Annotated in this window: 21 protein-coding genes; 6 read left to right on the forward strand and 15 right to left on the reverse strand. The window is 71.2% G+C overall.

The genetic code is table 11. The annotated features are described in order from the left end of the window. Positions 1-4: 4 nt before the first annotated feature. From P0Y41_RS05865 to P0Y41_RS05875, 3 genes are all read right to left on the reverse strand, one after another. Positions 5-1,345: an oxidoreductase gene (locus P0Y41_RS05865; protein ID WP_284063030.1), complete on the reverse strand. Its 1,341-nt coding sequence runs from the start codon at positions 1,343-1,345 to the stop codon at positions 5-7. Positions 1,346-1,409: 64 nt separating this feature from the next. After that, complete coding sequence (locus P0Y41_RS05870; protein WP_284063031.1) at positions 1,410-2,036, reverse strand: beta-class carbonic anhydrase; 627 nt, start codon at positions 2,034-2,036, stop codon at positions 1,410-1,412. A 242-nt stretch (positions 2,037-2,278) separates the two neighbouring features. Beyond that, the gene (locus P0Y41_RS05875; protein WP_284063032.1) at positions 2,279-2,491 is read right to left on the reverse strand and encodes a DUF8145 family protein; all 213 of its coding nucleotides are present in this window, start codon (positions 2,489-2,491) and stop codon (positions 2,279-2,281) included. Positions 2,492-2,743: 252 nt separating this feature from the next. Between P0Y41_RS05875 and P0Y41_RS05880 the strand changes: the two genes are divergently transcribed. Then, positions 2,744-2,980 carry a hypothetical protein gene (locus P0Y41_RS05880; RefSeq protein ID WP_284063033.1) on the forward strand — a complete coding sequence of 79 codons (237 nt, stop codon included), beginning with the start codon at positions 2,744-2,746 and terminating at the stop codon, positions 2,978-2,980. Between the two features lie 57 nt (positions 2,981-3,037). Here P0Y41_RS05880 and P0Y41_RS05885 read toward each other — a convergent pair whose 3' ends face one another. Next, positions 3,038-3,538, reverse strand: a complete 501-nt coding sequence (locus P0Y41_RS05885) for a macro domain-containing protein (RefSeq protein ID WP_284063034.1) — start codon at positions 3,536-3,538, stop codon at positions 3,038-3,040. 73 nt (positions 3,539-3,611) lie between these two features. Continuing rightward, the gene (locus tag P0Y41_RS05890; RefSeq protein WP_284063035.1) at positions 3,612-5,765 is read right to left on the reverse strand and encodes a S9 family peptidase; all 2,154 of its coding nucleotides are present in this window, start codon (positions 5,763-5,765) and stop codon (positions 3,612-3,614) included. A 154-nt stretch (positions 5,766-5,919) separates the two neighbouring features. Between P0Y41_RS05890 and P0Y41_RS05895 the strand changes: the two genes are divergently transcribed. Further along, the gene (locus tag P0Y41_RS05895; protein WP_284063036.1) at positions 5,920-6,783 is read left to right on the forward strand and encodes an inositol monophosphatase family protein; all 864 of its coding nucleotides are present in this window, start codon (positions 5,920-5,922) and stop codon (positions 6,781-6,783) included. 43 nt (positions 6,784-6,826) lie between these two features. Here P0Y41_RS05895 and P0Y41_RS05900 read toward each other — a convergent pair whose 3' ends face one another. Then, positions 6,827-7,615, reverse strand: a complete 789-nt coding sequence (locus P0Y41_RS05900) for a DUF4349 domain-containing protein (RefSeq protein ID WP_284063037.1) — start codon at positions 7,613-7,615, stop codon at positions 6,827-6,829. Positions 7,616-7,818: 203 nt separating this feature from the next. On the opposite strand from P0Y41_RS05900, the gene P0Y41_RS05905 reads away from it, so the two are divergent. The 3 genes from P0Y41_RS05905 (at position 7,819) to P0Y41_RS05915 (ending at position 9,680) form a co-directional block, all read left to right on the forward strand. Then, complete coding sequence (locus P0Y41_RS05905) at positions 7,819-8,574, forward strand: YqjF family protein (protein ID WP_284063038.1); 756 nt, start codon at positions 7,819-7,821, stop codon at positions 8,572-8,574. Positions 8,575-8,647: 73 nt separating this feature from the next. Then, complete coding sequence (locus tag P0Y41_RS05910) at positions 8,648-9,166, forward strand: hypothetical protein (protein WP_284063039.1); 519 nt, start codon at positions 8,648-8,650, stop codon at positions 9,164-9,166. Positions 9,167-9,233: 67 nt separating this feature from the next. Then, the gene (locus P0Y41_RS05915) at positions 9,234-9,680 is read left to right on the forward strand and encodes a universal stress protein (RefSeq protein ID WP_284063040.1); all 447 of its coding nucleotides are present in this window, start codon (positions 9,234-9,236) and stop codon (positions 9,678-9,680) included. An 81-nt stretch (positions 9,681-9,761) separates the two neighbouring features. Here P0Y41_RS05915 and P0Y41_RS05920 read toward each other — a convergent pair whose 3' ends face one another. The 5 genes from P0Y41_RS05920 to P0Y41_RS05940 form a co-directional block, all read right to left on the reverse strand. Continuing rightward, on the reverse strand, positions 9,762-10,145 hold the full coding sequence (locus P0Y41_RS05920) for a VOC family protein (protein ID WP_284063041.1): 384 nt from the start codon (positions 10,143-10,145) through the stop codon (positions 9,762-9,764). Positions 10,146-10,190: 45 nt separating this feature from the next. Further along, entirely contained in the window at positions 10,191-10,835 is a 645-nt protein-coding gene (locus P0Y41_RS05925) for a bifunctional 4-hydroxy-2-oxoglutarate aldolase/2-dehydro-3-deoxy-phosphogluconate aldolase (protein WP_284063042.1), read from the reverse strand. A 144-nt stretch (positions 10,836-10,979) separates the two neighbouring features. Beyond that, positions 10,980-11,759, reverse strand: a complete 780-nt coding sequence (locus P0Y41_RS05930) for an ABC transporter permease (protein ID WP_284063043.1) — start codon at positions 11,757-11,759, stop codon at positions 10,980-10,982. Continuing rightward, positions 11,756-12,775, reverse strand: coding sequence for an ABC transporter ATP-binding protein (locus P0Y41_RS05935; RefSeq protein WP_284063044.1), 1,020 nt, complete (start codon positions 12,773-12,775; stop codon positions 11,756-11,758). Before P0Y41_RS05935 ends, P0Y41_RS05930 begins: the two co-directional genes overlap by 4 nt. 73 nt (positions 12,776-12,848) lie before the next feature. Next, positions 12,849-13,109, reverse strand: coding sequence for a hypothetical protein (locus P0Y41_RS05940; RefSeq protein WP_284063045.1), 261 nt, complete (start codon positions 13,107-13,109; stop codon positions 12,849-12,851). Positions 13,110-13,296: 187 nt separating this feature from the next. On the opposite strand from P0Y41_RS05940, the gene P0Y41_RS05945 reads away from it, so the two are divergent. Beyond that, positions 13,297-13,959 (forward strand): class I SAM-dependent methyltransferase, encoded by a 663-nt coding sequence (locus P0Y41_RS05945; RefSeq protein WP_284063046.1) that lies wholly within the window; start codon positions 13,297-13,299, stop codon positions 13,957-13,959. Positions 13,960-14,017: 58 nt separating this feature from the next. Here the strand turns inward: P0Y41_RS05945 and P0Y41_RS05950 are convergent, their stop codons facing one another. The 4 genes from P0Y41_RS05950 to cyoE all read right to left on the reverse strand — a co-directional run bounded on the left by P0Y41_RS05950 (position 14,018) and on the right by cyoE (position 16,856). After that, on the reverse strand, positions 14,018-14,260 hold the full coding sequence (locus tag P0Y41_RS05950) for an Rdx family protein (RefSeq protein ID WP_284063047.1): 243 nt from the start codon (positions 14,258-14,260) through the stop codon (positions 14,018-14,020). A 170-nt stretch (positions 14,261-14,430) separates the two neighbouring features. Continuing rightward, on the reverse strand, positions 14,431-14,670 hold the full coding sequence (locus P0Y41_RS05955; protein ID WP_284063048.1) for a DUF2061 domain-containing protein: 240 nt from the start codon (positions 14,668-14,670) through the stop codon (positions 14,431-14,433). Between the two features lie 89 nt (positions 14,671-14,759). Then, a complete protein-coding gene (locus P0Y41_RS05960; protein WP_284063049.1) occupies positions 14,760-15,437 on the reverse strand; it encodes a DUF7546 family protein in 678 nt (225 codons plus the stop codon). 24 nt (positions 15,438-15,461) lie between these two features. After that, positions 15,462-16,856, reverse strand: a complete 1,395-nt coding sequence (gene cyoE, locus P0Y41_RS05965; RefSeq protein ID WP_284063355.1) for a heme o synthase — start codon at positions 16,854-16,856, stop codon at positions 15,462-15,464. Positions 16,857-16,928 lie beyond the last annotated feature (72 nt).

Raw genomic sequence — 16,928 nt, forward strand, 5'->3', positions numbered from 1 at the left:
CGTATCACTCCCGCTCGTAGGCCCCCGCCTTTCGGTGTTCGCCGGCGCGCTCCAGTACCGCCGGCGTCCGGCAAACGCCCGGCTCGCCGGCCGCCTGCGGGACGACGCAGTTGTTGCAGTCCTCGCAAACGACCGCGGTTCCGTCTGCGGCCGCGTCCGGGCGGAGCAGCCGCGCCGGGAGTTCCGGCTCGGCGTAGAACGGTCGGGCCATCCCCACGGCGTCTGCGGACGGCGACCCGCCGCCGAGCAGGCGCTCGATCGTCCCCCGATCCCTGATGCCGCCCTCACAGAGCACCGGCACGTCCACGCGCTCGCACACCCGCCGGCACAGGTCCTCGTTCCACGCTGACTCCCGGGAGTAGACCAGCGACTCGGCCCAGTTCGCGGCGGCGACCAACGCCGCCCGCGGGCGCGAGCCGAACGCGTCGAGGTAGCCCTCGCGGAAGCGCTCGTCGCGCCAGGAGCGGCTGGGGAATGCCCCGCGGATCACGCTCATGTCCCAGAAGACGGAGCCGTTCACGGGGACGAGCGCGTCGTAGCCCGCGGCGTCGAGGCGCTGGCACAGCCGGACGCAGTCGGCGGTTGACAGCGTCGGCCCGATCCCGGGCGGCGCCTCGGTCTCGGCGGGCACCTTCGTCAGGACGGGAACGTCGTCGGCGCGGTCGCGGATCGCCGCGAGCACGACCTCGAAGAAGCGCGCCGGGTCGCCGAACTCGTCGTCGCGGTGGTTGTAGAAGGGAGAGGCGAACTGATGGAGGATCCCCATGTTCGCGCCCGCGAGGTGGATCAGGTCGTAGCCGGCGTCGGCCGCGGCCGCAGCCGCGCGACCGAAGTCCGCAGCGAGGTCGTAGCACTCCTCGGTCGTGAGGACGTGTGCGTCGTAGTCGAGAAAGCCGAGGCGGTCGAAGAGCCGAAGCGGTCGCGGGGGAGGCGACACCGCGAGCTGTTCGAGTCCCGGATTGCGGTCGCGGAAGCCGCGGTGCCACGCCTCCATCGAGCGCAATCCGCCGTGTTCGAGCTGGATCGCGATCCGGCCGCCGTGGGCGTGGATCGCGTCAGTGAGGCGGTCGAGGTCGGCGACGAAGTCGGGGTCGTGCACGCGGGTCATCCCCGGCGCGGCGCAGCCGCCCTCGCCTCGGACGATGGTGGCGCCCTGACAGACGAGCCCGGCACCGGCCGCGGCCGCCGGCTCCAGCTCCGCGGTCAGCGTCTCCACCGCCTCGGGGCCGTTGCCCGCGTGTTCGAGCAGCGGCGCGCGGTAGAGCCGGTTCGGGAGCGTGACGCCCCCGACGTCGAGGGGATCCGTGAGTTCCGGCACGGACGAAGGCTGGCGCTCCGGACGCATGAACGCTCGGCCCGGCCGCGCGGGAGCGACTGAGGTCGCCGTCGGCCGCGATGCCGTCGGCGACTCAGACGCGCCGCTCGCTGATCTCCTCGGCGACGCGTTCGCCCGGGCGCCGGAGTTCGCCGGACTCGACCTCGTACACGTAGCCCGAGACGGTCACGTCGTCGGGGAGGAGTTCGTGGTCCTCCAAGTACTGGACCTGGGCGGCGCACGCCTCGTCGATGTTATCGGTCATGCGGACCCACTCCTCGACGCTCGCGTCGCCGATGTCGAGTTCGGGGAGTGCCGGGTCCAGGTCTACGTCGTCGAAGTCGACGCCGGCGGCCTCCGCCTGCGCCTCGAGCCCGGCGGCGACGTCCGCGTCGCTCGCTGACATCATCCCGCAGTCGGTGTGGTTCACGACGACGATCTCGTCGGTGTCGAAGAAGTTCGTCGTCAGCGCGGCCGAGCGGATCACGTCGTCAGTGACCTTCCCGCCGGCGTTGCGGTAGATCTGGGCGTCACCCAGTTCGAGCCCCAGCGCCTCCTCCACGGGGATGCGTTCGTCCATGCAGGCGACGACGAGGAGGTTCTCGTCGGTGGGGATCCCCTTCCGTCGCCGTCGCGCCCAGTCGTCGCGGGCGTCGACCGACTCGTCGACTCGCTCGTGGACGTGGCCGTGCTCGTGGTCGTGGTCGTCGGTGTCAGACATCGTCGGATCACACGTGCCGCATCGGGGGGATCGTTGTGCCATGCGAGAGAGCGACCGGTGCTCCGAAGAACCGGCAATTTTCACGCCTTCCCCGCAGAAGGGTTCATGCCACTACCCGTCGGTACCCCGGTGAACGGCGGCGACAGGAACCAGGCACGCTGGAACGACGGCACGAGGACGGCGGTGACTCGGGAGCGAACGGCGACTCGGGGACGAACGACGAACCGCGTCCGCTAGGGTGTCTAGCTCTCCGCCGCGTCGACCTGCTCGTGCGTGTGGTGGTAGAACTCCACCAGCGGCGTCCCGTCGTCGCCCGCAACCGGCTCGAAGCACACCCGGCGATAGCGCTCGTTGTCGAGGAGGTTCACCAGCAGCCCGGCGTCGTGAACCGAGACGGAGTCGTAGGCGGCCCCGCAGGCCGGACACGTCGCCGGTGGGTCGGCAGGAACGCGCACGCCCGATCGTCGGACGCGACGGCCAAAGCGGTGGCGCCGCCGGCGGCGGACCGTGTGAGTGCGTCACGTTCTCGGACCACGCTTTTTGTGTCCACCCACAGACGTGTTGTCGTGTTGATTTCAGTGTTCGACCCACGCCACGCGCGGTAGACCGTCCGTCCCCCGGCGTCGTTCCGGCGATCCCGGCGTGATGGCGGGCGGTCCCGCGCTCGTTCGCGCACCGCTCATCGACCGCCTTCCACCCACGCCACTATGTACACGCAACACGCACGCACGCAGTCATCGCACGAACGACACCGACACGACCCCTCGCTCGCGGTCGCGCTCGCGCTCGCCCTGCTCCCGCTGGTCGCACTCGCGGCTCTCCATCGTCCGATGCTCGCGCTCGGCGTCCTCGCCGGCGCCCTCGGCCCCCGGCTGCTCCGCGCGATCGGTCGACGGCTCCGCACGCACGCCGCCGCCCGGCTCGCGGTCCGACGGCCGGCGTAGCCCGTCGGTCGGATGACCCAGCCACGACCGTCGCCGACGGCCGACGTCGTCGGTTGATCACGACGGCGCTGCCGCATCCGCTACCGTCTCGTACTCCTCCTGAGAGTAGGCGATAAACCGGACGTCTCGCAGCGACTGGGGATCGAACGCGCGGATCTCCTCGACGATGATCTCGGCTCCGTCACGGAGGCCAAATCCCGCGACGCCGCACCCGAGCGCGGGGATCACGAGCGACTCACAGCCCCGCTCGTCGGCGGCCGCGAGGGCGTTCCGGGTCGCGTCGCGGATGCTTTCTTCGGTGGCCCGCCCGTCGCCGTAGTGGGGCATCGCGGCCGCGTGGATCACGTACTCCGCGTCGAGGTCGTACGCGTCGGTGACGGCGACCGCGCCGAGTTCGACCGGTCCCATCGACATCGCCTCCTCGTTCAGGCCGACCCCCGCCGCCCGGCGGAGCGCGCCGGCGACGCCGCTCCCCATCTTCAGGCTCGTGCCGGCGGCGTTCACCAACGCGTCGGCCGACTGGCCGGCGATGTCGCCCCGGATCACCTCGAACTCCATGTTCGGGCGATCCGCGTCGACCCTCAAATCGTTTGTCCGGCCGCGGTGGCGGCGTGTCCCGCTTGTACCGGCCCTACTCCCCGTCGTCGCGCCCGTGGGGGTCGTCGGCGTCGGGGTTGTCGACGGCGGGGTCGTGGCGCTCGTACCACGCCGTCAGCTCCTCGAGCCGGTGGATCGCGCGGTCGGGCGTGCCGATGTTGTGGTGCTCGTCCTCGTAGACGACGAGCCGGGCGTCGACGCCCTGTTTCCTCGCAGCCACGTACAGCTGCTCGCTCTGGCTCGGGGGGCAGCGCCAGTCCTCGGCGCCGGCGGTGACGAGCAGGGGCGTCTCGAGGGCCCCCACGTCGGTGATCGACGACGACGCGTCGATCCCCTCGGGATTCTCCCACGGGAGGCCGTACTCGTTCTCCATCCAGATGTGCGAGTCGTCGGTGCCGTACGCCGAGCGTAGGTCGTAGATGCCGTGTTCGGGCGCCGCCGCGGTGAAGAGGTCGGGTTCCTGCGTAACGAGGAAACCCTGCGCGATGCCGCCGTAGGAGAAGCCGTAGCCGAACACGCGCTCGTCGTCGACCCAGCCGCAGTCGACCACGTCGGCGACGCCGTTGGCGATGTCGGTCACCTCGTGGGTTCCCCACTGGCCCTTGAGGGCCTCGGCGAACTCGCGGCCGTACGAGGATCCACCGCGGTAGTTCGGCCGGAGCACGACGTAGCCTCTGCTCGTCAGGGCGGCGTGGTCGAAGCTGAACACGGGCTCGTCGTAGCTGATCGGGCCGCCGTGGATGGCGACGACCAGCGGGTGGTCGCCGTCCGCGAGGTCCACGTCGGGGTCGTGGTAGACGACCCCCGAGATAGTCTCGCCGTCCGACTCCCACTCGATCCGGCGGGCCTCCGGCATCGCGTACTCGTCGGTGAGGTCGGCGTTCACCGCCGAGAGCCGCGTCAGCGATTCGGCCTCGGACTCCTCATCGGCGTCGAGGTCCGCGGCGTCGACGGCGTACACGTCCTGCCCGTCGCTCGGGTGTGAGAACACGAGGCCGGCGCGCTCGGCGTCGGCCGAGAGATCGAACCCGGCGATCGCGCGGTCGTCGCCCTGGGCCTCGAAGACGCGCTCGGCGGCGTGACCGTCGGCGGCTGCCGCCTCGACCGCGTCGCTGCCGGCGTCGACGCGCATCAGCCGTGTTCGCGCCTCGTCGCCGAACAGGCAGTACACCGTCTCCTCGTCCGCCCACACCGGCGCGCCGCCGCGGGCGACCGTGCGGTCCAGGTCGGCCGTCAGCGACGCGTACTCGCCGTCCTCGTACAGGAACACCTGCGTCGGGATGCACCAGTTCTCGGGGTCGCCGCCGAGGAACGCGAGGCGGTCGCCGTCCGGCGACCACGTCGGCGCGTTCGCCGAGAGGTCGCCGTCCGTGAGCTTCCGGAGTCCCGTGCCGTCCGGCGCGATGGTGAACACGTCGCGAACGAGCGTGTCGTCGGGATGTTCCTCGCGACAGGAGGTGAACGCGATGCGGTCGTTCGCGCCCCAGTCGGGCTGGAGCCCGGAGAGGTCCTGGTAGGCGCCGCCCCCGTGGGCGTCGTCGAGGCGCTCGGCCTCGCCGGTGTCGGCGTCGACGACGTGGAGGTAGGTGCGGACGGTGTCGGTGTAGCCGACGCCGTCGAGCTTGTGCTGGAGCCGTTCGGTCTCGATCGGCTCGCCCTCCTTCCGGCCATCGAGGTACGCGGTCTCGGCCTCCGTGGGATCGCGCGCGGCGACGACGAGCCGCTCGCCGTTCGGTCCCCAGTCGAACTCCTCGGCGCCCTCCTCGAGGTCAGTGAGCTGGGTCGCGTCGCCGCCGAGCGCGAGGTCGAACGCCCACACCTGCTGGGTCGGCTCCTCGTCGTCGGTACCGTCGTTTGCGCCCGGGGCCTCTTCCTCGTCAGCGTCTTGCTCGCCGTCCGCCTCGTCGTCGCGTCCGACCCGGCGCTCGGCGTCCTCGTCGCGGGCGGCGAGGAACGCGAGGCGGTCGCCGTCGGGCGACCACGCGGGTGCGGAGGCGCCCGACACCCGGGTGAGGCGGTGCGGCTCGCGGCCCCCGTCGGCCGGCGCGACGAACAGCGACCCGACCGGCTCGTCGGCGTCGTCGTCGTACTCCGTGGTCGTGAACGCGACCCTGTCGCCCGTCGGTGAGACAGCGACCTCACCGACCTGCGTCAGGTCGTAGAAGGCCGAAAGCGGTAGTTCCGTCACGGCAGGTGGTGCCGTCGGCCGTCGGAAATAGCTTCGTCATCCGGTCGTCACGGCCGCATCACCCGCCTCCCGCTCCGCACGCCACGGGGGCGGTGCGCTCTCCGGGTCCCGGGAGACCGTGTCGTTGAAGCCAAAGAGCGGCCCACATCCGGCAATGAGCGACGATCAGGAGCCACCCGAACACCGGGGCGGCCGCGACGCCGCAGACCCCTGGGACGCCCCCGGCGTCCCGCCGGCCGCCGCGCTCGCGGAGACCGCCGAAGCGGCGGTGCGCGCGGCCGGCGACTACCTCGCAGCGCGGTTCCGCGACGGCGGAACAGTCGGCGAGTACCACACGGACGACGTGAAAGCGGAGGCTGACGAGGCCGCCGAGGCACTGATTTTCGAGCAGATCCGGGCGGCGTTTCCGACGCACACGCTCCACGGCGAGGAGTCCGGCCGTTCCGGGGACGGGCGCATCGAGTGGATCGTCGACCCGCTCGACGGGACGAACAACTACGCCATCGACTACCCGTCGATCGCGACGGCGGTCGCCGCGCAGGTCGACGGCGAGACCCTCGTCGCGGCCGTCTACGAGCCGCTCGTCGGCGACTGTTACGTCGCCGTCCGCGACGACGGCGCGAGGCTGAACGGGGAGTCGCTGGCGACGACCCCGCGAGATCGCCCGCTCGACCGCTCGACGGTGTCGCTCGTCGTCGGACTGCCCGCCGTCCGCGACGACGACCTGCGCGCGGAGGCCGAGACCGTCCGACGGGCGCTGTCCGACCGATGCAAGCGGGTGCTGGAGACGTGGTCGCCGTGCGTCGACTGGGGACTGCTCGCGCGCGGGAGCATCGCCGGCATCGTCTGCGCGTACCCGGACCCGTTCGAACAAGAGGCCGGCGAACTGCTCGCGAGCGAGGCTGGCGCCGTCGCCGCCGCCGGCGACGGGTACTACGTCGGCGCCGTCGACGAGGAGACCCTCGCGGCCGTCGCGGAGTCGCTCCCGGCGACGGTGCAGAAGTCGCTGCAGACGTGACGTGCATCCCTGTGGACCGGCCGGTCCGTTCCGGACCGCGGGCTCACCCCCGCCAGCGCCCGCGAGCGCGACGGTACCCCAGCGCGAGCCCGACCGCCGGAACCGCGAGCACGAGCAGGTACGGGAGCGCGTACGCGGTCAGGACGACCGCGCCGCGCCCGAGCACGATCACGCCGTTGACGGACTCCAAGAACGCCTCGGTGAGCGGCGTCTCGTACCAGGCGGTTCGTTCGGGCGGCTCGTAGTCGGGCCGGGGTTCGCGGAGTTCGACGGTGATCGTCGAGTAGGCGACGCGCCGTTCGAGGCTCTGGAGCCGGGCCTCGGTGCGTTCGATCTCCGTTTGCACGTCCGAGAGTTCACGCTGGACCGCGAGCACGTCCTCGGTGTCGTTGGCCTGCTCGTACAGCTCCCGGAGGCGGTCGCGCTCCGCGCGGAGGCTCTCTAAGCGCGCCTCCAGATCGACGATCTGAGACGTCACGTCCTGCGTGGACTCGTCGACCGAACGGACCTCTCCGGTCTCGTTGATCGCGTCCATCGCGCCCGAGTAGTTGCCGGAGGGCACGCGGAGGACGAGCTGTCCGGTGGTCCACGTCTCGTTCCCCTCGCCGCGGACCTCCGTCCGGGAGCTCCCGACGTAGCCGCCGCGCTCGCGCGTCATCTCGGTGAGGGTTGTCCGAGCGGCGTCGTAGTCATCGACGCGGAGCTCGACGGTCGCCTCGTAGATCAACTGCCGCTCGGCCACCTGCGCGTTCACGTTCGCGCCGCCCCCGTCGTCGCCAGCGCCGGCGTCGGCGTCCTCGGGGCCGGGCGTCGCCTCGGCGTCCGCCTGCACGGCTGTCCCCCGCTCGCGCCGTCGCCGCCGGCGTCGGCGCCGCCGCCCGCTCCGGCACAGCCGGCGAGGACGACGAGGAGGACACAACAGACAGTCGCGAGTGAGCCACGTCGCATGCGACACCGTACCCGGGCGGGGTCCCTAACCGTTCGGTACGCTCAAAGGGCCGTTTGACCCATCCGTGTGCGTCTCGTACGGATCGTATGCAGCGACGCCTGCTGTCGATGCGGTGGCGAGACGCGCTGTTCGCCCACTGGCGGGTCGACCCCGCGACCGTCGAGGCGCGCCTCCCCGACGCGCTCTCGGTGGCGACGTACGACGGCGACGCCTACCTTGGGGTGGTTCCCTTCGAGATGACCGACATCCGGCCGCGCTGGTCGCCGGTCGGGCTGTCGTTCCCGGAGCTGAACCTCCGCACGTACGTCACCGATGGCGACACGAAGGGGGTGTACTTCTTCAACCTGGACGCGGCTGACCCGATCGGCGTCGGCGTCGCTAGGGCGCTGTTCCGACTCCCGTACTACCGAGCGTCGATGGACGTGACCCGCGACGGCGACCGCGTGACCGTCACCAGCCACCGGATCCACCGCGGCGCGCCCGAAGCGCACTTCGACGCGACGTACGGCCCTGCGGGAGAGACGAGCCCCCCGGAGCCGGGAAGCCTCGAGGCGTTTCTCGTCGAGAACTACCGCTTTTACACGGAGGGGCGCGACCGGGTCTACTACGGCGATATCGCCCACGAGCCGTGGCCGCTTGCCGACGCCGACGCACAGATCCGGACGAACACGCTGTTCGATGCGAACGGGTTCGAGGCGCCGTCCGGGGAGCCCATCTGCCACTACTCGCCGGGGATCGAGGTGACCGCCGACCGGATCCGCCGGCTCGACCCGGAGGCGGCCGACGCCGCCGCCGGGACCGACGGCAGCGATGCTATCGGGATACCCGTCGAAGAGCGCTGAAGCCGTCGAGACGCGAACGGTGCGGCCGGAGGCAACAGAAAGCACTTCACCACCCCAGCGGATCGCCGACTCGATGCGTCCCCGCACACCTCCCCTCCTCGCGTGTGGTGTCGCCCTGCTGCTGGTGACTGCCGGCTGTCTCGGCGCACCGGGCGGCCGCAGCGACGGTCCCACCGGGACGGCCTCCAGCGTCGGACCTGACGGGTCGGAGACCGGCGTCGCGGACACCGAACTCCCCGGCGACCCCGTTGACTGGCCCGACGGGCCGAAGGAACGTCCCGACCGCCCCGAGACGCTGAACGAGTCGTCCGTCGGCTCGTTCGCCCGGGCGTACGAGTACCGGTACGTGTACAACAGCCTCTGGTACGACGAGACGAGCGACGTGTCCGCCGAGTGTGAATCCGACGCAGTCGAGCGCCGCGGCGACGCCTGGCGCGCAGTCGTCACCTGTACCGCCTACTCGAACACCGGCGGCGAGTCGACCGCCGACGGCACCGCCACCTCGACGGTCCTCCACGCCGACTGGTTCACACAGACGTACGTCTACTGGATCGACGAGGAGTCGGTCCACCGCGAGCGCGGCGAGGAGTGAGCCGTCGCTTCCGACCACGCTGGAACGGTCGCGGCGAGTTAGGCCCGGTGCATCCGTACCGCGAGCTATGCCCGAGCATGTACTGATCCCGTACGAGGGCTCGCCCTTGGCACACCGCGCGCTGCGGTACGCCTGCAGCGAGTTCGCCGACAGCCGGATCACCGTCCTCTACGTCGTCGACGAACGCACCGACGACACGGCGTCAGCCGGGTGGGGTGACCATCCCGGACAGTGGGAAGAGTGGCTCACCGAGCGTCGCGAGCACGCGACGGACCTGTTCGCCGACGCCGAGGCTGTCGCTGCGGAGTACGGCGTGTCGATCGAAACCGCCGTCGCCGTCGGCCGCGTCTCCGAGATGACTCTCGCGGTCGCCGACGAGTACGGTGTCGACCTGATCGTGGTCGGCGCGCACAGTCGATCCCGGTTCGCGGAGTTCCTCATCGGCGACGTTGCCCGCGCACTTGTCCGCCGCTCGCCGATTCCGGTCACGACCGTCCGCGAACACGGCGAGTGACGGCCCGGCCCGCGGCCGGACCGGCCGGTGTCCGAACCTGCCCGCGACCACGTCGACGCGGCGATCCGGTCCCAGGCGGCGTCACTCGGGGAGATCGTGGAGGAACGTCTGGAACTCCGCCGCGCGGCCGTCCGGGTCGTCGGCGAAGAACTGGTAGATGTCGTACCGTCCGTTCACGTGCGGCTGCTCGCGGGCGGCGTCGCCGACGCGGTCGTGCGCCCGGTCGACGCCAGCGCGGTCGGAGTACACGAACGTGAGGATCCCCTCGCTCGCTGCGTCGCCGTGGTCCGCGTCGTCGCCCGCGTCGTCGGCGTCACAGAAGCCGAATCGGAAGTCGCCGCGCTCGAGGATCGTACAGCCGGGTTGTTCGAGCCACACGTCCGCGTCGGCGACCTCGCGGTACCAGTCGACGACGCGCTTGCGGTCGGCGGTGCGAAAGAAGACGATGCCAGAAGGGCGGGACATACCGCGTCGCTCGCCCGCCGACGTGGAATAGGTTTCGTGAGTCGCTTACTCGCGGGCCCGCTCGATCACGTCGCGGAACTCCTCCGCGCGCTCGGTGATCGCGTCGAACTCGCCCGCCTCGACGAGGTCGCGGTCGACGAGCGCGGAGCCGGCGCCGACGCAGACCGCGCCCGCCTCGATGTAGTCGGCGGCGTTGTCCGGGGAGACGCCGCCGGTGGGCATGATTTCCAAGTGGCCGAGCGGTCCCTTCAGCGCTGCCACGTGATCGGGGCCGACAGTCTTAGCGGGGAACACCTTCACCAGGTCGGCGCCCGCCTCGTACGCGTTCACGGCCTCGGTCGGCGTCATCACGCCCGGGGCGCACAGCACGCCGTAGCGGTTGCACGTCTCGACGACGCCCTCGTCGAAGGAGGGGCAGACGACGAACTCCGCGCCGGCGGCGATCGCCGCGCGGGCCGTCTCGCTGTCGAGGACGGTGCCCGCGCCGACGAGCGCGTCGTCGCCCAACGCCTCGGAGAGGGTCGCGATCATGTCCGTCGCGCCGGCAGTGTCGGCGGTGACTTCCAGGGCGGTGACGCCGCCGGCGACGAGCGCCTCCGCGGTGTCGACGACGGTCTCCGGCTGTGCGCCCCGTAGGACGGCGACGACGCCAGACTCGCGCATCGCGGCGAACGCATCGGTGGTACTCATACACGAGTGAACTTCCCCGCGAAGAATAAAACCGATCGGTGGGACGGCCGGGATTCCTCGGTTGGAGGGCCACGGTCCCGTGGCCCGATGGGCGCGAGGCCGGCGTCCGAACGCGACGCAGAAGCCGGTGATGACGGCCTCGGACTACTCCCCGCGCGGCACCGCAGCCGCGCCCACTGCGAACGCGACGCCCGCCAGCGCCGCGAGGATCGCGAGGTTCGCAGTCGCGCCGAGGCCCGCGATCCCGCCGGACTCGGGCGTCGCGAACGTGAGCGCGCGGACGCCGCGCGAGAAGTACGTGAGCGGCGAGAGGTTCACCGCCGGGAGGAACCACTCCGGCAGCAACTCGGGGGAGACGAACGTGTCCGAGAGGAACAACAGCGGGAGTGCGATCGAGTTCGAGGCGGCGATGACGCCGTCCTGCGTGTCTGACACGCGCCCGAGCACCGAGCCGACGCCACAGAACAGCACGACCCCGACGACGATGAACGGCACCAGGAAGAGCAGATCCGCGGAGATGGGAATGGTCGCGCCGGTGACGAGGACGACAAGCGCGAACACCAGCAGCGATGCGACGCCGATGACGCCGACGTTGACGAGCGTGTGCGCCAGCAGCCACTCGGCGCGCGTCAGCGGCGTCGTCGCCAACTTCTCGAAGCGGTGACCGTCGCGGTGGCGCGCGATCTCGGAGCCGACTCGAGACAGCGGCGTGAACAGGACGACGGTCGCGAGATAGCCGGGGAGATAGTAGGCGTCAGGCTGAGAGAACAGCCCGCCACCGCCCGGTTGGGTGCGCACGAGCACGCCGAAGATCAGCACGAGCAGTAGCGGGAAGAAGAACGTGAAGAACACCGCAGTCCGGCGACGGAGGAACGAGCGCGTCGCCGCGAGCGTCTCCGCGCGGATCCGCCCGGCGCGACTCACCGCTCCGCCCCCGTTGCCCCCGCCGCGTCACCGGCGGATGCGCCCGCGCCAGTCGCGCCCGCGTCGACCTCGGCGTCGGCGCGGTCGACCGCGCTCGCGCCGGGGGTGAACGCGCCCTCGAACGTCTCGCCGGTCAAGCGGAGATACACGTCCTCCAGAGTCGGTTCGGTCCACGTGAGGGATTCGTAGTCGACATCGGCGTCCGCGAGCGCGGTCACCGCGTTCGCCAGATCCGACGGCGTCACGTCGCCGAGGACCAACTCGTCGGCGCCGACGTCGACGGCGAACCCCGCCGAACGGAGTGGCTCGGCGCCGGCGTCCACGTCGGGGCCGGCGATCACGAGGCGGGCGGGCCCGCCGTACTCGGCGACGAGGTCGGCGGGCGTGCCGACGGCGACGAGCGCGCCGTCGCGAAGCAGGCCGACGCGGTCAGCGAGTCGTTCCACCTCTTCCATCGAGTGACTGGTGAGAAAGACGGTGACACCGCCGTCCGCGAGCGACTCGACGAGGCCCCACAGCGACCGCCGGCCCGCGGGGTCGATGCCGGTGGTCGGCTCGTCGAGAAACAGCACGTCCGGGTCGTTGACGAGCGCAGTGGCGACGCACGCGCGGCGCTTCTGTCCCCCCGAGAGCTTCTCGTACCACGTGTCGGCGTCGTCGGCCAGCCCAACGTCCGCGAGCACGTCGTCGACCGGGCGCGACTCGTCGTACAGGCCGCCGTAGTAGGCGACCAGTTCCCGGGCGGTGAGACGCTCGGGCGGGCCGAACTCTTGGGGGAGCAACCCGACGCGCGAGCGGTCCGACTCGCGGGTGGGACCGTCGAACAGTTCCAGGCTCCCCTCGGCGTCGATCGTCCCGGTGAGCGCGCGCACGAGCGTCGTCTTGCCCGCCCCGTTCGGGCCGATCAGCCCGAACACCTCCCCCTCGCGGACGTCGAGCGAGACGCCGTCGAGCGCGACCGTCCCGTCGTAGGACTTGCGCGCGTCGACGGCGCGTACGGCCGTCTCGTCGTTCATACTGTCCGGTCGGGGCGTCGCGGAAGTAAGGGTGCCGAAGGCGGCCTCGCCAGCGGCGATCCGCTACGTCCGGTTACCACTCGACAGCACGCGTCGCGAACAGCGAGACGCCGACAGCCCAGCGGACGACCGCGGCGGCGACGACGACGGCCGCCGCAGCCGTCGGGTCGATCCCCGTTCCGACGAGCCACTCGTGACACGTCCGGAGCACCCCCGTGGGCGAGAGCGTCGCGCCGAGCGCGAGGAAGCCGCCGAGTTCGCCCGCGAGCGCGTCGCGAACGGGGGCCGTCCGCGCCGCACGGTCGACCCACGGCTCGATCGGTCCCCCCGACATACCGGGTCGGTTGTGGAACCACCGGACATAATTCCGTCGCCGAAATAATCGATTTCAATACTGCGAGCGGGCCGTGCGCAGGGAACGGTCGGTCGACGGTCACGGTGGAGGTCCGCGCCGTCGAAGCCGTGCCACCGCGCGCCGAGGGCGGGAAAGCCTCTTGAGCCCGCTCCCTCATGCGATCGACGTGACCGACGACCCCTCCCCGGATCCGCCCCCGCACGTCCAGCGCGCGGCGGTCCGCGACGGCTACGACGGCATGGCGGCGGCGTACTCGCGCGAGCGCGACGCGCCGGAGGCGCCGCTCGTGGCGTCGTTTCTCGACCCGTTGGACGACGGCGACCGCCTCCTCGACGCCGGCTGCGGGCAGGGGACGCCGGTGTTGAACCGCGTTCCGGCCGGCGTCGACGCCGTCGGGGTCGACCTCTCGACCTCGATGCTCGGCCTCGCCCGCCAGCGGGCCGACGCGGCGCTGGTCCGGGGCGACCTGACGCGGCTCCCGGTCGCGGCGGACGCCGTCGACGCCGTCACCGCACTCCACTCGGTGATCCACGTCCCGGTGTCCGAGCACCCGGCGGTCTTCCAAGAGTTCGCCCGCGTGCTCCGCCCGGGCGGTCGACTCTACCTCACGGCGGCCACGGGCGAAGACGGCTGGTCGGGCGCGAACGAGGATTGGCTCGGCTCGGGCGAGCTGATGGCGTGGTCGTTCCCCGGCATCGACCGGACCCGCGGTCAGCTTCGCGAGGCCGGCTTCCGGGTGACAGCCGAGCGCGTGCTCGACGATACTGTTGCGGACGACGACGACGGCGGCGCATGGACCCATCTGTTCGCGCGACTCGCGAAGGAGTGATCCCGCCGCACGGCGTCAAAGCACGGGCTGACCCGCTGAGGTCGGTTGCAGCCGCTTCTCAGGCCGTCGCGCCCACGCGGTCGCCCACGGACTCGACGATGGCGTCCACGTCGAACTCGTCGGACTCCTTGTCGAAGACGACATCGCCGTCCGCACGGACCTCGAAGATCCCGGCGTCGCCGGTGACGAGCGACACCGAGTCGACCTCCATACCGAACTCCTCGAGGATCGCAGTCTGGACGGTCTGTGCGCGCTCCAGCATCCCGCAGGGGACGCAGTACTCGATCTCGACGTCGGTCATGCGACCCCGGCTACGGACTCCGACGGCCTAAGTCCGACGCCCGATTCGCTATCGAGGCCGCTGATGGCGACGGTCGCCGGTCGCGCCGGACGGCGACGCTTCCAGCTCGGGGACCGACTCTGCAGTGCCCCTCGCAGTGATCCCAAGTGAAGCTGAGTCGACCGGGTTCCTCAGGCCGAGTCACTGACTCCCCACGTGATCCGGTCCCATAACCGCTCGTAACTGTAGTACGTCGCCGTCTTCACCACGTTCGCAACGAGCCCGATGTTCACCGCGTCGTTCACGTCGCCGACGACGGCCCAGGCGACGAGCACCGTGATCACGACCATCAGTGCACGGTAACAGAGCGTCTTGACGACCGCGCGTTTCCTGTGTTGGAGCGGCGACCGCGGGAGCGTGAGACGCGCCATATTCTCTTACACGACTCCAAGTGTATAACCACTAATGATTTCATATCCGGACAACGTAACTGGAAAGAGTTGTTCTCCGGGGCCGTCGCTCACCGGAGCAGATCGACGCCCGGACGCCACCACAACAGCGCGACCGTGACGACGAACACGAGCGTCGACGGCCCGTAACCGATCCCGGCGATCGCCGCGGCGACGAACGCACCGCCGCCGACGAGCGATGCGGCCACGCCCGCCAGGATCGGAAGCGAGCACGACAGACACGAGAACAGGCCGAGCACGCCCGCGACGCCCGAGCCGCCGGCATCGACGACCGCACCGTACAGGAGGTACGCCAGCGCGCCGTAGCCGAGCACCTTCGCGGGCATGAGCACCGCGGCGGCGACGCCGACGTTGACGATGAGCGCCGGTCCCCACCCAGGCGGGAGCAACGCCAACTCCACGCCCGGCGTCGTCCGCGGCGGCGCGACGCCGACGACGCCGCCGAAGACGGCGAGCAGCAGCGCGTAGCCGACGGCGACGACGATCGCGCGACGGCGCGTCTTCGCATCTCCGGCCGGTGGTCGATAGCGCGCGCCCACGACGAGCGCGAGGTTCACCCAGATCAGCCCGTACAGCGTGAACAGCGGGGAGGAGACGCTGGCGTTCGTGAACAGGAAGTACGCGACGACGGCCGCGAGTTCGACGTTGACCGCCAGCGCCGCGACGAGCAGGTCGCGACGGGAGACAGACAGGTCGACGCCGGCCAGTGGAAACGTGCCCGTGCTCATGATGGGGAGGGACCTTGCAGGGGGTTACAGCGCGAGCGCGTCGACGACGACGGCGAGCAGGACGACCCCGAGGTAGGCGTTGGATGCGTGGAACGCCCGGAACGCCGCTGCCTCGTCGCGTTCGTAGTGGAGGCGCACGATCGCCCAGAGGAACACGGCGCCGACGGCGACGCCGGCGAGGGCGTACAGCCAGTCGAGGCGGCCGAGGCCGACCATGGCGGCCGCGACCGCGAGCGTCGCGCCGAAGTACCAGACGATGTGACGCCGCGTCGCCGTCTCCCCCCGGACGACGGGCATCATCGGGAAGCCGCCGCGCTCGTAGTCGTCCTTGTACGCGAGCGCGAGGTTGTAGAAGTGCGCCGGCGTCCAGAGGAAGATGAGCGCCGCCAGCGCGATCCCGCCGACGCCGATCTCGCCGGTGACGGCGGCCCACCCGATGAGCGCGGGGAGCGCTCCCGCGGCGCCACCGATGACCGTGTTCTGGACCGTGTTCGGCTTCAGCACGAGGGTGTACACGACCGAGTAGAACACGATCGCGACGAACCCGAGGACGGCCGCGAGGGGGTTCACCCACGCGAACAGTCCCACCGAGATCACGGTGAGAAGCAGGCCGAACGCAACAGCGTTGCGAACCGAAACCAGGTCGACCGCGAGCGGCCGGTCGCTCGTGCGTTGCATCCGGCGATCGATGTCGCGTTCGAACACGTGATTGAACGTGCCCGAAGCGCCGATGGAGAGGGCGCCCCCGGCGAGGGTCGCCGCGACGACCGGCACCGAGAGCCCGGGGCCGCCGGCCAGTGCCATCGCCGCGCTGGCGACGAGACACAGCAGCCACATCAGCCGCGGCTTCATCAGCCGGAAGTACGCCGCCGCCGTCAGCCGCGCCCGCCGAACCGGGTCCGCGCGCCAGGAGGGGACCGGCGGGCGGTCCTCGGAGGTGAGCGGCTCGGCTGCCGGCTCGGGACCGCCGGGGGCGACCGCGGGGTCGTCGTCCGGGTCGCCCGTCCGGTCTTCCAGTTCCCACGCGAGCGCCGCGAGCAAGCCGAAGAACACCGCCAGTCCGCCCGCGAGGTGGACCGCCGACAGCGCAACCGGCACACCGGCGACGACCGCGAGCGTCTGGCGACCGCCGGTCGCGACGTACGCGCCCAGCAGCGATTGAGCCGGGTACAGGAGGAACGCGCCGACAAGGGGAGCCGCGACCCGGCGACTCGGGCGTGCGCGCCAGGCCGCGACGCCAGTCGCGAGCACGAGCACCCCGACGGCGACCGCCACGGCCCGGTGTCCGAGCGCGACCCAGCCGGCCGGCTCGGTCGGAAGCCCGAACCCGTTCCCGCAGGCCGGCCACGCTGTGCACGCCGTTGCGGCGTCCGTGACTGCCGTGGTCGCCCCCACCACGAGCAGCAGATACACGCCCATCGCGCTGGCCGCGAGCAGGGCCGGGAACCGCTTCGATATCACTGTCAGACCTTGCGACCCGCCACATATCAA

This window comes from Halobaculum halobium (assembly GCF_030127145.1).
In the GTDB taxonomy this organism is placed as follows: domain Archaea; phylum Halobacteriota; class Halobacteria; order Halobacteriales; family Haloferacaceae; genus Halobaculum; species Halobaculum halobium.